This is a genomic window from Extensimonas soli (assembly GCF_029211265.1).
GTDB lineage: Bacteria > Pseudomonadota > Gammaproteobacteria > Burkholderiales > Burkholderiaceae_C > Extensimonas > Extensimonas soli.
In genome coordinates this window covers 170348-183731 of record NZ_JARGEL010000028.1, presented here as the reverse complement: position 1 = coordinate 183731, position 13384 = coordinate 170348, and the positions used below count along the sequence as shown (strand labels likewise).

General features: G+C 65.0%; 12 protein-coding genes. 2 read left to right on the top strand and 10 right to left on the bottom strand.

The window, feature by feature from the left end:
* The first annotated feature begins 108 nt into the window (after positions 1–108).
* Both PYV55_RS13680 and mutY read left to right on the top strand, forming a co-directional pair.
* The gene (locus PYV55_RS13680; protein WP_275852199.1) at positions 109–2070 is read left to right on the top strand and encodes a dynamin family protein; all 1962 of its coding nucleotides are present in this window, start codon (positions 109–111) and stop codon (positions 2068–2070) included.
* Positions 2067–3137, top strand: a complete 1071-nt coding sequence (gene mutY, locus PYV55_RS13675) for an A/G-specific adenine glycosylase (protein WP_275852197.1) — start codon at positions 2067–2069, stop codon at positions 3135–3137. The genes PYV55_RS13680 and mutY overlap by 4 nt, the downstream gene beginning before the upstream one ends.
* Before the next feature lie 2 nt (positions 3138–3139).
* Here mutY and rapZ read toward each other — a convergent pair whose 3' ends face one another.
* The 10 genes from rapZ to PYV55_RS13625 all read right to left on the bottom strand — a co-directional run bounded on the left by rapZ (position 3140) and on the right by PYV55_RS13625 (position 13380).
* Positions 3140–4006: an RNase adapter RapZ gene (gene rapZ / locus PYV55_RS13670; protein ID WP_275852195.1), complete on the bottom strand. Its 867-nt coding sequence runs from the start codon at positions 4004–4006 to the stop codon at positions 3140–3142.
* 129 nt (positions 4007–4135) lie between these two features.
* A complete protein-coding gene (locus tag PYV55_RS13665; protein ID WP_275852193.1) occupies positions 4136–5353 on the bottom strand; it encodes a CaiB/BaiF CoA transferase family protein in 1218 nt (405 codons plus the stop codon).
* A 133-nt stretch (positions 5354–5486) separates the two neighbouring features.
* Positions 5487–6653 (bottom strand): acyl-CoA dehydrogenase family protein, encoded by a 1167-nt coding sequence (locus tag PYV55_RS13660; RefSeq protein ID WP_275852191.1) that lies wholly within the window; start codon positions 6651–6653, stop codon positions 5487–5489.
* Positions 6654–6752: 99 nt separating this feature from the next.
* A complete protein-coding gene (locus tag PYV55_RS13655) occupies positions 6753–7556 on the bottom strand; it encodes an enoyl-CoA hydratase/isomerase family protein (RefSeq protein ID WP_275852189.1) in 804 nt (267 codons plus the stop codon).
* A gap of 86 nt (positions 7557–7642) precedes the next feature.
* Entirely contained in the window at positions 7643–8500 is an 858-nt protein-coding gene (locus PYV55_RS13650) for a MaoC/PaaZ C-terminal domain-containing protein (protein WP_275852188.1), read from the bottom strand.
* Between the two features lie 13 nt (positions 8501–8513).
* Positions 8514–9434 carry an SDR family NAD(P)-dependent oxidoreductase gene (locus PYV55_RS13645; RefSeq protein WP_275852187.1) on the bottom strand — a complete coding sequence of 307 codons (921 nt, stop codon included), beginning with the start codon at positions 9432–9434 and terminating at the stop codon, positions 8514–8516.
* 28 nt (positions 9435–9462) lie between these two features.
* A complete protein-coding gene (locus tag PYV55_RS13640) occupies positions 9463–10632 on the bottom strand; it encodes a thiolase (protein ID WP_275852184.1) in 1170 nt (389 codons plus the stop codon).
* Positions 10629–11045: a Zn-ribbon domain-containing OB-fold protein gene (locus PYV55_RS13635; RefSeq protein WP_275852181.1), complete on the bottom strand. Its 417-nt coding sequence runs from the start codon at positions 11043–11045 to the stop codon at positions 10629–10631. Before PYV55_RS13635 ends, PYV55_RS13640 begins: the two co-directional genes overlap by 4 nt.
* Positions 11042–12217, bottom strand: coding sequence for an acyl-CoA dehydrogenase family protein (locus PYV55_RS13630; RefSeq protein ID WP_275852179.1), 1176 nt, complete (start codon positions 12215–12217; stop codon positions 11042–11044). The genes PYV55_RS13635 and PYV55_RS13630 overlap by 4 nt, the downstream gene beginning before the upstream one ends.
* Entirely contained in the window at positions 12214–13380 is a 1167-nt protein-coding gene (locus PYV55_RS13625; RefSeq protein WP_275852176.1) for an acyl-CoA dehydrogenase family protein, read from the bottom strand. The genes PYV55_RS13630 and PYV55_RS13625 overlap by 4 nt, the downstream gene beginning before the upstream one ends.
* Between the last annotated feature and the right edge of the window lie 4 nt (positions 13381–13384).

The following is a 13384-nucleotide window of genomic DNA, read 5'->3' as shown; positions in this document are numbered from 1 at the left end:
CGTTCGGCCGCGCAATGAAAGGGCTGGATGCTATATATTGCGTTGACTATTGCGTTAACTATTGGGTTAACCTCAGCATAGTCGGCATTCATCCAAGTCGGGAGCAACGTGGGGCCTTCCTTCAACGAACAGTTCGATCAGCATGGCGTGTGGCGGCGCGGCTTCGCGCAGCAGTTGCGTGCCTTGTCCACCTGGCTGGCGGACCATGAGCTCATGGATGCGGCCATCGAAGAGCAGCTGCAGCGGCTCGAGTCGCAAGTGCGCAGCGACCAGGTGATGGTGGCTTTCGTCGCGGAGTTTTCGCGCGGCAAGTCCGAGCTCATCAATGCCATTTTCTTTGCCGGGTATGGGCGCCGCATCATGCCCGCCAGCGCAGGGCGCACCACCATGTGTCCTACGGAGCTGGCTTACGACCCGGCAGTGCCCGCTAGTTTGCGTCTGCTGCCGATCGAAACCCGCCTGCGGCCGCAGGGGCTGACGGAATGGCGCCAGCGGCCCGAGCGCTGGACCCAGCTGGCGCTCGACCCCAACGACGCCAACCAGATGGCACAGGCCATCGCCAAGGTGGCGCAGGTGCGCAAGGTCGCGCAGAGCGAGGCCCGGGCCTTGGGGTTCTGGCACGATGACCTGCCCGAAGAAAACCCTTTGCCCGATGCACAGGGCCTGGTCGAAGTGCCCATGTGGCGCCATGCGCTGATCAATTTTCCGCACCCTCTGCTCAAGCAGGGGCTGGTCATCCTCGACACGCCCGGCCTGAACGCCGTCGGGGCCGAGCCCGAGTTGACCGTGGGCCTGATTCCCCAAGCCCATGCCGTGGTTTTCATCCTTGGGGCGGATACGGGCGTCACGCGCTCGGACTTGGCGATCTGGCGTGAGCACCTGGCGCCGGCGGCCGAAAGTGCGGCGGCGCGGCTGGTCGTGCTGAACAAGATAGACACTTTGTGGGACAGCCTCGATTCCCCCGCCCAGGTGCAGGCACAGCTGGAGCGCCAATGTGAAACCGTGGCGCAGACGCTCGATGTGCCGCGCGCCCAGGTGGTGCCCATCTCGGCACAAAAAGGCCTGATGGCCAAGATTGCCTGCGATGACCTGTTGCTCGAATCCAGCGGTCTGCCGGTGCTCGAAGATGCCCTGGCGCGAGGAATCATGGGGCAGCGCCAGACCATTTTGCGCGCAGCCGTCTCTGCAGGGGTGGCTCAGCTGCAGGCCCAGGCGGTGCGCCTCCTCCATATCCGCCAGCGCGACCTCGATGATCAAATGGCCGAGCTGCGCAGTCTGCGCGGCAAAAACGCCTCGGTCATAGGCGTCATGCGCAAGCGCATCGAGCAGGAGCAGCATGAATTCGATCAGAGCACGGCCAGGATCCAGGCCGTGCGTTCCGTGCACCTCAAACTGCTGCGCGACATTTTTCAGCAGCTCGGCACGAAAGCGCTCAAAGCAGAGCTGGCCGAATTGACGCAAGCGCTGCAGCACAAAGGGATCAAGCTTGGCGTGCGCAAAATCTACGCGCAGACTTTCGAGCACTTGCGCGTCACGCTCGAGAAGGCGCAGGCTGGCGCGGCAGAAATCCAGGCCATGCTCGAAGGCACGTTCCGTCAGCTGAACGCCGAGTTTGGTTTTTCGCTGCAGGTGCCGCCGACGCCGCAACTCGGCGCTTTTGCCCAGGAGCTCGCGCGCATCGAAGAAAGCCACGTGCAGTATCTGAGTGTGGGCAATGCGCTGAGGCTGGCGCAGGGCGCGTTTGCCGAGCGGCTGGTGCGCGCACTGGGTACGCGCTTGCGCACGGTCTATGAATCCGCGGCGAACGACCTTGAGCTTTGGAGCAAGTCGGCCACAGCGCAACTCGATGCCCAGTTGCGTGAGCGCCGACGCAGTTTTGCCAGGCGCATGGAGGCGGTGGAGCGCATCCAGCAGGCCGCGAGCGGGCTCGTGGAGCGCATCGCCGAGATCGAGGCCAGCGAGCAGGAGTTGATCGACCTGGAGCGCGAGCTTGCCCAGCGTGTGGCGCTGCTCACCGCCTTGGGTGCTCCCGGGCAAGCCGCGGAAGGTGCGCGTTTCTCGCTGGCATGAAGTCCGCCCCCAGCGAATTTGCCGAGCGCATGCTGCACTGGCAGCTGGCGCATGGCCGCCAGCATCTGCCCTGGCAGCAAACCCGCGATCCGTACCGCGTCTGGCTCTCCGAGATCATGCTGCAGCAGACCCAGGTGACGACCGTGCTGGGCTATTACGCGCGCTTTCTCGAGCGCTTCCCCGATGTGCAGGCGCTGGCCGCAGTGCACCCGGACGAGGTCATGGCGCTGTGGAGCGGGCTTGGTTACTACAGCCGCGCACGCAATCTGCACCGGTGCGCGCAGCAGGTGGTGGCGCAGCATGCAGGCGCGTTTCCGCGCACGGCCGAGGAACTGGCGCGCCTGCCGGGCATAGGGCGCTCCACCGCGGGGGCCATTGCGGCCTTTTGCCATGGCCAGCGCGTGCCCATTCTGGATGCCAACGTGCGCCGTGTGCTGACGCGGCTGCTCGGCTTCGGCGCAGACCTGTCGAGTGCGCGCAACGAGCGTCTTTTGTGGACCCGCGCCGAGGCGCTGCTGCCCCATACCGACTTGCAATCCACCATGCCGCGCTACACCCAAGCCTTGATGGACCTGGGGGCGAGCCTGTGCGCGCCGCGCAATCCTTCATGCGACCAGTGTCCGGTGCAGGACTTGTGTGTGGCCAGGCAGGAGGGCGCGCCCGAGCGCTACCCCGTGAAGACGCGCAGGCTGACGCGGCGGGCCCAGCCCTGGTGGTTGCTGGTGCTGCGTGATGCAGGTGGGCGCATCTGGCTGCAACGGCGGCCGGCGCGCGGCATTTGGGCCGGGCTGCACTGCGTGCCAGTGTTTGCTTCGCGCGCCGAGCTGATGGCGGCTTTGAACGAACATGTCTCGCATGTCGCGCCACAAGAGCTAGCGCCTTTCGTGCACGTGCTCACGCACAGAGACTTGCACCTGCACCCCGTGCTCGCGTGCCTGGACGAGCGGCAGTCACCGCGTGGTGCGTGCGCGGCCATGGGCGGTGCGGGCGCATGGTTCACCGTGCAGCAAAGTAGCGCATTGGGCTTGCCGGCGCCGGTACGCAGGCTGCTGGATGGGCTTGCGTAAGCCTATTTCGCGCCGTCCAGTTCGCGGTGGCGCCGCAGCACCTTCCAGCGTGTGCTGAAGGTTTTGGCAAGCTGCTCCACCAGATACACCGAGCGGTGCTGACCGCCTGTGCACCCAATGGCCACGGTGACGTAGCTGCGTTGGCCGCTGGCGAGAGCATCGAGCCAGTGGTCCAGAAACTGCGTGATGTGCTCCTGCATCCGTGCCACGTCGTCGTGTTCGCGCAGAAACTCGATCACGGGCGCATCGAGGCCCGTGAGCTCGCGCAGCTCGGGTTCATAAAAAGGGTTGGGCAGCATGCGCACGTCGAACACGTAGTCGGCATCGAGCGGGATACCGCGTTTGAAGGCGAAGGACTGAAACACCAGCAACAGCGCACTCGGCGGGACGGCCATCAGGCTCTTTACGTAGCTTTGCAGCTGCGCCGTTCGTAGGGTGCTGGTGTCGATGACATGGGCCTGCTCGCGCAGAGGGGCCAGCAACTCGCGCTCGCGCTCGATGATCTGCACGAGCGCCCCCCTGCCGAGCGGGGAGTCTTCGTTGGACAATGGGTGGCGTCGGCGCGTTTCGGAGAAGCGACGCACCAGCGTGTCGGTGGATGCGTCGAGAAAGAGTGATTGCACAGGGATGCCCTGGGCACGCAGTTTTTGCAGTTGCTGCGGCAATTGCGGCAGTGACGAGGCGCTGCGCACGTCCATGGCGATCGCGACGCGGTTGCCATGGTGCTCGTGTTCGAGTGCGACGAAGGCGCCGAGCAATTCCGGGGGCAGATTGTCCACGCAGTAGTAGCCCGCATCCTCGAGCGCGTTCAGGGCCACGGACTTTCCCGATCCGGACATGCCGGTGATCAGGACAATTTCTAGGGTCATGGAGCCGGCCTTTGGGGACAAAAGAGGGGATGAAACCGGACTCTAACAAGGTCACGAGACAACAAGAATTTCCTTGCGTTCCGCTGTGCCATCCACTGTCCCCCGGCGTTTTGCGTAGGGCTACCCGGGCTACCCGGGCGATCCATCCATGACCGTGCCTTGTGCCAGCAGGGCATCGATGGCAGCTGCATCGAAGCCGTATTCTGCGAGCAAGGCACGCGTGTGCTGGCCGAAGCGGGGCGGTGCACTGTGGGCCTGGCCTGGCGTGCGCGACAGTTTGATGGGGATGCCGATGGCGCGCTTGCCCTCGACCTCGACGACCATTTTGCGGTGCAGGGTGTGAGGGTCGGTGAGCACTTGCGGGACCGGGCGCACCGCGCCGGCCGGGATGCCCGCGGCGAGCAGATTGCGGCACAGCTCCTCGCCATCGACCTGCTGCAAATGGCCTTCGAGCAGGGTGCGCAGTTCCGGGCGATGGCGAAAGCGCTCGGCGTTGGTGACGAAGCGCGGGTCGTCGGCCAGCGCAGGGTGGCCGAGAAATTCGCAGAGTTTTTTCCATTGCCCGTTGTTGCCTATGCCGAGGAACACCTCGCAGGTCCTGGTCGGAAATTTGTCGTAGGGCACGATGTTGGAGTGGGCATTGCCGCTGAGTTGCGGCGTCTTGCCCGATTCGAGCCAATTGGCGCTTTGCGGGTGCAGCAATGCCACGGTGCTGTCGTAGAGCGTGGCTTCGACGAACTGGCCGCGCCCGGAACGCTCGCGCTCGATCACTGCCAGCAGCACGCCGATCACGGCAGAAAGGCCCGTGGTCATGTCCACCACGGGAACGCCGACGCGCAGTGGGCCGGTTTCGGGGGTGCCGTTGACGCTCATGAGGCCGCCCAGCGCCTGCGCCACGGCGTCGTAGCCCGGAGCGCCGCCGAGCGGGCCGTCGGCGCCGAAGCCGCTCACGCGGCAATGAACGAGGCGTGGAAAGCGCTCACGCAGCAGCTGTTCATAACCCATGCCCCAGCGCTCGAGGGTGCCGATCTTGAAGTTTTCGATCAGCACGTCGCAGTCTTCCAGTATCTTGAGAACGATTTCCTGCCCTGCCGGCTGGGACAAGTCGATCACGATGGCGCGTTTGTTGCGGTTGAGCCCGTTGAAGTAGGCCGCAGTGCCGTCCGCGGCAAAGGGCGGCCCCCAGGAGCGGGTTTCATCGCCCGCGGGCGGCTCGACCTTGATGACCTCGGCGCCATGGTCGGCCAGGATCTGCCCGCAATACGGGCCGCCGAGAACGCGCGACAGGTCCAGCACCTTCAGGCCCGCAAGGGCGCCAAAGCTCGGTAGAGGAGAGAAAGAACTCATGGATAGGCGAAAAAGAAACGCCACGGATGCAGGCCGGGCCCGCACAAGGTGTGCGCGCGGTAGCGCAACACCTTGGTGAAGCACCCGGTCGCATCGTTGTTGGCGTAAGTACCAGAAAGAGAGTCGTGCAGAATCAGTACGAGCGCGGCAGCCCCAGCACGTGCTCCCCGATGTAGTTGAGCACCATCTCACGGTTCAGCGGTGCCGTGCGCAGCAGGCGAACCAAACCGTAGAGATCGTAAATGCCGTACTCTTTGGTGAAGCCATTGCCGCCGTGCGTCTGGATGGCGGCATCGACCGCGTGGATACCGGCTTCGGCGCCCGCGTACTTGGCGATGTTGGCGTATTCGCCGCAGGGCAGATTCTGGTCGAAGGCCCAGGCGGCCTTGCGGGCCATCAGCGATGCCATTTCGATCTCGCTGTAGGCGATGGCCAGCGGGTGCTGCACGCCCTGGTGCGCGCCAATCGGGGTGTTGTTGAACACCTTGCGGTCATTGGCATAGGCCACGGCCTTTTTGAGCGCGAAACGACCGACGCCGGTACACAGACCTGACAAGATGATGCGCTCGGGGTTCAGGGTGTCGAACAAAATGCCGAAGCCCTTGCCGACTTCGCCGAGTACGTCGTCTTCGGTCAGCTCCACGTCGTCGAAGAACAGTTGCCACTGGGTTTCGGGGACAGGAAAACTGACGGGGATTAGCGTTTTGCTGATCCCCTTCTTTTTCATGTCGACCATGAAAATCGTGAAGCCGTCGGTCTTTTTCTTGACTTCGGCGCGCGGCGTGGTGCGCGTGATCACCATGGCGTAGTCGGCGCGGTTCGCGTCGGTGATGAACACCTTTTGCCCGGTAAGACGAAAACCGCCCTTGCCATCGGATTTGGCGATGGAGGTGATTTCCATCGAGTTTGAGCCAGCGTTGGGTTCGGTGATGGCGAAGCAGAATCTGATTTCATCGGCGCAGCCGCCGGGCAACAGGCGGCGCTTCATGTCTTCGCTCGCGTGCTTGGCGATCAGGCCCATGGTCATGGTGGGGCCGACCACGAGGTTCAGCAGCGGGATGCCATTGTTCGAGAGGCCTTCCATGAACAGCAGCATTTCCGTCATGCCCTGACCGGCACCGCCGTAGGCTTCGGGCACCATGATGCCCAGGAAGCCGTCATCGGCAATCTGCTTGTAGAGTTCGGCCGGCGGCTCGTTCTTCTCGGCGTAGGTGCGCCAGTAGCTGTGGTCGAACTGCTGCGAGATACGGTCGCCGTACTCGTAAATCATCCGCTGTTCTTGGGTGAGTTGAAAGTCCATGACGGTCGTTCCTTGAGGGGTTTGTTGGGGGGCTGGGGAAAAAGGCTCCGTCCGGCAATGCACCGGAAGGAAGCCTTTTGGGGGGCGGCAGTACCGGCTTCAATCCTGTGCCGAGGGGAACTTGGGCGCGCGTTTTTCGCGCACTGCAGTCACACCTTCCTTGGCGTCTTCGCCGAGGAAGCACAGCATTTCCATGGCCAGCGAGCTCTCGAAGACCGGGCGTGCGACGTTCATCCAGCCGTTCAAGGAACGCTTGGTGAAGCGGATCGCCTGCTGGCTGCCCGTGGCGAGCTTGTTTGCGACTTCCATGGCCTTGTCCATGAGTTGCGCGCGCGGCACGCACAGGCTCACCAGGCCGATGCGCTCGGCCTCTTTGCCCGAGACGAACTCGGCCGTCATGAGGTAATACTTGGCCTTGGCCATGCCGCACAGCAGCGGCCAGCAGATCGCGGCATGGTCACCTGCGGCGACGCCGAGCTTGACGTGGCCGTCGGTGATCTTGGCTTCTTCGGCCATGATGCTGATGTCGGCCATCATGGCCACGGCCAGGCCTGCACCCACGGCCACGCCGTTGATCGCGGAGATCACGGGTTTGTCGCAGGCCAGGAGGTTATAGACGATGTCCGAGGCCTCGGTCATGACGTTGTTGATGGTCTTGGGGTTGCCGACCATGTCGGTGATCCAGCTCAGGTCGCCGCCCGCCGAGAAAGCCTTGTCACCGGCGCCCGTGATGACTGCGACGCGGGTCTTGGGATCGTCGTTCACGACGCCCCAGATTTTGGTCAGCTCCCAGTGCAGGCGGCCATTGGTGGCGTTCATGACCTCGGGGCGGTTGATGGTGATGACTAGCACGCCATTGGGCTTGTTTTCGAACTTGAGGAATTGGAAGTCTGAGTAGTTCATCGAAGGTCTCCTTGGAGAGATGTGGAAACGAGGGTAAAAAAAGAGAAAGAGCGAAGGGGCGAAGGGGCGAAGGGGCGAAGGTACTTTCAGCGCAACTCGGCACGGCCGTTGTTGAGCACCACGACATTGCGTTCCACGGCGAGCGCGCGGAACGACACCACCTTGCCATCAACCCACATTTCGGTGCGGATCGTCTCGCCCGGATAGACGGGCGAGGAAAAGCGCACGTCGATGGAGCCTACGGCATGCGGATCGCCACCGCACACGGTCTTGACGATGGCCCAGCCCGCGATCGCGTAGGTGGCAAGGCCGTGCAGGATGGGGCGCTCGAAGCCGGCGGCGCGCGCCACGGCGGGCTCGGCGTGCAGCGGGTTGTAGTCGCCCGAGAGGCGGTAGATCAACGCCGCGCGCGGCTGCGTGGCGAAGTCGGTGCTGTGGTCCGGGGCGCGGGTCGGCAGTTCGTGCACGCTCTTGACCGGCCCCGACGGGCCGCCAAAACCGCCGTCGGCGCGGCAGAAGGTGGTGGAAGTCAAAGTGGCGAGCAAGTCGCCGCTCGCGGCATCGACGACGCTGCGCTCGGTGTAGATCAGCGCGCCCTTGCCCTGGCCTTTGTCGATGATGCCGGTCACGCGCGTGCGACCTATCACATCCCCTTCGGCCGGGATGGGGCGGTGCAGCTTCAGCCCTTGCTCGCCGTGCACCAGGCGTACCCAATCGACACCCGTCGCCGGGTCTTTGAGCCACATGCCGGGGTAACCCAGCACCACCGGCAGCGTGGGCAGGGCGAGCAGGTTTTTCTCGTAGACGAAGCGCAGCTCGGTTTCGTTGCACGGGTCTGTGCCCAGCCCGACGCCGAGCGCATACAGCATGGTGTCGCGCTGCGTGTAGCGGTGGCGCACGTCCTCGAAACGCCATGCCATCAGTTTGTCGTAGTCGATTGCCATGGGGGCCTCCGTGTCAGACCGGATCCCACGAGAAGACGATGTTCGAAGTCTCGAGGGGGAAGAAGTTGGGCTTCATGGATGGCAGCACGCGCTCGGCGATGGTCTCGGGTGTCCAGCCTTCGGAGGTGTGCATGCCGCGGATGGGGCGCGGCTGGCTCATGAGGAAGATTTCATTGCCGCGCACCGCGAAAATCTGCGCCGTGCACTCGGCGGCAGCGTCGCTCGCGAGGAAGGCGGCCATGGGGGCAATCTGCGCCGTGCCGAGCTTTTGCAGCTTGGCCACGCGCGCCTGCTGCTCGGGCGTGTCGGTCGGGATGGAGCCGATCATGCGGCTCCAGGCGAAGGGCGAAATGCAGTTGGAGCGCACGTTGTAGCGCTTCATGTCGCCAGCGATGGAACGCGACAGCGCGACGATGCCGAGCTTGGCCGCGCCGTAGTTGGCCTGCCCTAGGTTGCCGATCAGCCCCGAGGTGGAGGTCATGTGCACGTAGGCACCCGACTGCTGCGACTTGAAGTGCGGGGCGGCCGCGCGCGAGACGTAAAAACTGCCGTTCAGGTGCACGTCGATGACGGCCTTCCATTCTTCGGGCGACATCGCAAAAAACATGCGGTCGCGCAGGATGCCGGCATTGTTCACGACGATGTCGATGCGGCCGAAGTTGTCGAGCGCGCACTGAATGATGTGGTTGGCAGAGTTCCACTCGGACACGCTGTCGGTGGAGAGCGCCGCCTGGCCGCCCATGGCCTTGATCTCATCGACCACTTGCTGGCCGGGGCTGGCGTCGTTGCCTTCGCCGGTGACGGAGGCGCCGATGTCGTTGACCACCACCTTGGCGCCTTGCGCCGCCATTTCGAGCGCGATGTCGCGCCCAATCCCGCGGCCCGAGCCGGTGACGACTGCGACCTTGTCTTTCAGCATGATGCCTTTGTGCATGAGGGGACTCCTGGTTGTTGAGAAAAAATCAGACGGTGGCTGCCGTGCCCAGCAGCGCCGTCACCTGGCTGGAAAGAACGCCGCCATTGCCATGGCACAGCGCGACTTGCGCATTGGCCACCTGGCGCGCGCCGGCTTCGCCGCGCAGCTGCTGCACGGCCTCGATGAGCAAGAACATGCCGTACATGCCCGGATGGCAACAGGAAAGCCCGCCGCCGTTGGTGTTGACCGGTAGCGCGCCACCCGGTGCGATGCGCCCGCCGCGCACGAAGGCGCCACCCTCGCCCTTGGCGCAAAAGCCCAGGTCTTCGAGGAACAGCAGGGTGTTGATGGTGAAGGCGTCATACAGCTCCACGACATCCACGTCCTGGGGCGTGAGGCCCGCCATGGCGAAGGCGCGTGGGCCGGATTCAGCGGCGGCCGTCACCGTGAGGTCGGGCATGGAGGCGATCTGGCGGTGCCAGGTGGCGGCTGCCGCGCCCAGCACATACACCGGCGGCTTGGGAAAGTCTTTGGCGCGCTCGCTGCGCACCAGCACCAGCGCGCCACCGCCATCGGTGACGAGGCAGCAGTCGAGCACCGAGAGCGGATCGCTCACCATGCGCGCGGCCAGTACCTGTTCGATGCTCAGGGGGTCGCGCGCGTAGGCCAGCGGATTGAGTTGTGCCCATTGGCGCGCCGCCACGGCAATGTGCGCGAGGTCTTCGCGCGTGCTGCCGTACTGGTGCATGTGGCGTGCAGCCGCAAAGGCATAGCTCGAGATCGGGTAGCGCGGCGCGTAGGGCGCCTCGTACAAAGGCGTCTCGGCCATGGACTTGAGCTTGCCATGGCCCGAACCCTGGTTGCTGCCGTAGCACACCAGCGCCACTTCGCACTGGCCGGTATGCAGCGCCATGGCCGCGGTGAGCAGGTGGCCGACGTAGGACGAGCCGCCCACCATCGTGGCCTCGCAGAATTTGGGGTGTATGCCCAGGTACTCTGCCACCGACAGGCCAGCGAGGAAGTGGTAGGACGAACCGGTGAACAGGCCATCGACATCGGATAGTTTCAAGCCAGCGTCGGCCAGCGCGCCGTGTACCGCCTCGCCCAGGATTTCGAGCGGGCTGCGTCCCGGCGCCATGGGCACGCCGCCCAGACTGGCGCCTACGATCGCAGCCCTGCCACGCAGCAAGGAGTCGGAAAAGGATGCTGCGCTCATGGTATGGCTTCCGGGGCAGTTTGCGGCACGAAGACGAGCAGCTTGCCCTGGGCCGGGTCGTCTATGACCTGCGCCTGGACAGGCATGCCGATGCGCACCTGCGTGGGGGCCATGCCATCGACGCGCGACATCAGCCGCGGGCCTTCGGCCAGGTCGATCAGTGCCACGTTGTAGTCGCCGCCCGCCTCGGGCTTGCGGCGCACCACGGTACTCGAATAGACCACGCCCGCCCCGCTGGGCTGCACCCAGTCGAGCTGTGCCGAGCCGCAGTGCGTGCACAGCGCGCGTGGGTAAAACACGTGCTGGCCGCACGCGGCGCAGCGCTGGATTTCGAAGCGCCCCTGAGCCAGTGCCGCGGCAAAGCGCGCATCCGGGCCGGGGCCGGCGAAGGGGTTGGTCTGCGCGGCGTTCATGCGGGCAGTTTGAGCACGTTGGCAGCGAGGATGGTGCGCTGAATTTCGTTGCTGCCGCCGTAAATCGTGGCCGGCCGGGCGTTGTAGAACGAAGTCAGCGCGTCCACCGGGCCGCCGGGCAATTCGATCGAGCCCGGCGTGCCGCCGTTGGCACCCAGGATGTCCACGAGCAGGTCGGCCAGGCGCGAATAGGTTTCGGTGCCGAAAATTTTGAGCATGGACACATCCGGCCCCAGGGCTTCGCCGCGTTTGACCTGCTCGATGAAGCGGCCGTAAAGCGTACCCAGGTCGGCCACGTCGAGCGCGAGCTTGGTGTAGCGATCGACGAAACCCGCGTCGTCGAGCAGACCCAGGCGTTCGGCGGCCTCTTGCACGCGCGCCAAGGCGTATTGGCTTTGCTTGGGGCTGCCAAGGAAGATGCGCTCGAAACCGAGCAGCGCCTTGGCGATGGTCCAGCCCTTGTTGAGCTGACCCACGATGTTGGCGCGCGGCACGCGCACGTTTTCGAGGAACACCTCGCAGAAGTCCTCGCCGCCGGCGATGTTGCGGATGGGGCGCACGCGGATGCCGGGGATGGACATGTCCGCCAGCAGAAAGCTGATGCCTTCCTGCTTCTTGCCGGATTTGTCGGTACGCACGAGCAGGAAGATGTGCGTTGCGTCCTGCGCGAGTGTGGTCCAGATTTTTTGCCCGTTAACGATGAAGTCGTCGCCATCCACCACGGCCTCGGTGCGCAGGCTCGCGAGGTCCGAGCCCGAGTTGGGTTCGGAATAGCCCTGGCACCAGATGTTCTCGCCCGCGAGGATCTTGGGCAGGTAGTGCGCGCGCTGTTCTTCGGTGCCGTACTGGATCAGCAGCGGGCCGACCATGGTGATGCCCATGTCGGGCGCGCGGCCCACGCCCCAGCGCTCCTGCTCTTCGATGAAAATGATGAGCTTTTCGGGCGTCAGGCCCATGCCGCCGTACTGCGTGGGCCAGCTTGGTGCCACCCAGCCTTTTTGCGACAGTTTGAGGAACCAGTGCTTGATCTCGGCCCAGCGCAGACGGCGCTTGGGGTAGCGCAGTTCGCTCGGGTATTCGGTTTCGAAAAATGCGCGCACCGTGGCGCGGAAGCTCTCGTTATCCATGGCATTCCAGTCGGTGCTGGAGGGGGCTGTTGCTGCGGTGTTCATGCGTTTTCCTGCTCGGTGAGGTTGCGGGTGAGGGCGGCGTAGCGGCGGCGCTGTTGCGTGCCGTTGCCCAGCCAAGCCGAGAGCACCAGGGCGCGCTGCAGGTACAGGCCCAGGTCGTATTCGTCGGTGACACCGATCGCGCCATGCAGTTGCACGGCCTCGCGCGCCACTTGCAGGCCGGCGTCGGAGGCGCGTGCCTTGACGCGGCTTGCCATGGCCGAGCGTGCCGTGGCGGAAGTGAGAGGGTCGTCGAGCAGAGCCAGAGCCTGCGCAAGCACGCTCGCGGTCAGCTCCTGCTGGATCAGCAGGTCGGCGGCGCGGTGCTGCAGCGCCTGAAAGCTGCCGATCGGCTTGCCGAATTGCACGCGTGAGCGCAGATACTCGAGCGTCATGGCCAGCATGCTGCGTACCAGGGCCAGCAGTTCGGCGCTCGTGAGCACCAGGGTTTCGTCGTAGGCGCGCGTCAGCGCGGCAACGGCCGCAGGGCCTTCGGCCAAAAGGTTTTGCGCTGGCACACGCACGTCGGCGAGCTCGACTTCGGCGGCATAGCTGCCGTCGGCCAGAGGGCGGCTGTGCAGGCTGAGCCCTGCGGTACTGGCGGGCACCCAGACCAGTGCCAGACCCTGCGCGCCACTTGCGCTGACGATGAAGCCGTCGGCGCCGGCGCCGGGGCGCACATGGCGCTTGCGGCCCTGCAATTGCAGGCCATCCGCCGTGCGCTCGAGCCGGGTGCTCGCATGCTCGGGCTGGTCTTTGGCGCCGGTGAGGTCTTCCTGCCAGGCTACGGCGGGCAGCAGCGTGCCAGCGGCCAGGTCGGACAGCAACTGGTTCACGAGCGCGCCTTGACCAGCATGCGCAAGCAGGCGGCCAGCAAACACCAGCACGGGCACCACGGGCTCGGGCGCCACTTGCGCTGCGAGCGCGCCGGCCACTTCGGCCATTTCTGGCAGGCCCTGCGCATAGCCGCCCTGTGCCTCGGGCACCAGCAAGCCCGTCCAGCCCTGTTCGGCGAGCGCGGCCCAGAAGCTGCGGTCGAAGCCGGGTAGCTGCTGGCGCAGCGCGCGTGCGCGGGCGAGAGGAGATTCCTTGCTGGCGAAACTGAGAGCGCTTTCGCGCAAAAGGGAGAGTTGTTCAGCGCGTTCGCTGTCGGTGGATGTGCTCATGGTC

Bases quoted from the DNA above. Each gene is read 5' to 3' on its own strand.
- PYV55_RS13630 (WP_275852179.1), bottom strand. From the start codon at position 12,217: ATGAACACCGCAGCAACAGCCCCCTCCAGCACCGACTGGAATGCCATG.
- PYV55_RS13635 (WP_275852181.1), bottom strand. From the start codon at position 11,045: ATGAACGCCGCGCAGACCAACCCCTTCGCCGGCCCCGGCCCGGATGCG.
- PYV55_RS13650 (WP_275852188.1), bottom strand. From the start codon at position 8,500: ATGGCAATCGACTACGACAAACTGATGGCATGGCGTTTCGAGGACGTG.
- PYV55_RS13655 (WP_275852189.1), bottom strand. From the start codon at position 7,556: ATGAACTACTCAGACTTCCAATTCCTCAAGTTCGAAAACAAGCCCAAT.
- PYV55_RS13640 (WP_275852184.1), bottom strand. From the start codon at position 10,632: ATGAGCGCAGCATCCTTTTCCGACTCCTTGCTGCGTGGCAGGGCTGCG.
- rapZ (WP_275852195.1), bottom strand. From the start codon at position 4,006: ATGACCCTAGAAATTGTCCTGATCACCGGCATGTCCGGATCGGGAAAG.
- PYV55_RS13665 (WP_275852193.1), bottom strand. From the start codon at position 5,353: ATGAGTTCTTTCTCTCCTCTACCGAGCTTTGGCGCCCTTGCGGGCCTG.
- PYV55_RS13660 (WP_275852191.1), bottom strand. From the start codon at position 6,653: ATGGACTTTCAACTCACCCAAGAACAGCGGATGATTTACGAGTACGGC.
- PYV55_RS13645 (WP_275852187.1), bottom strand. From the start codon at position 9,434: ATGCACAAAGGCATCATGCTGAAAGACAAGGTCGCAGTCGTCACCGGC.
- PYV55_RS13625 (WP_275852176.1), bottom strand. From the start codon at position 13,380: ATGAGCACATCCACCGACAGCGAACGCGCTGAACAACTCTCCCTTTTG.
- mutY (WP_275852197.1), top strand. From the start codon at position 2,067: ATGAAGTCCGCCCCCAGCGAATTTGCCGAGCGCATGCTGCACTGGCAG.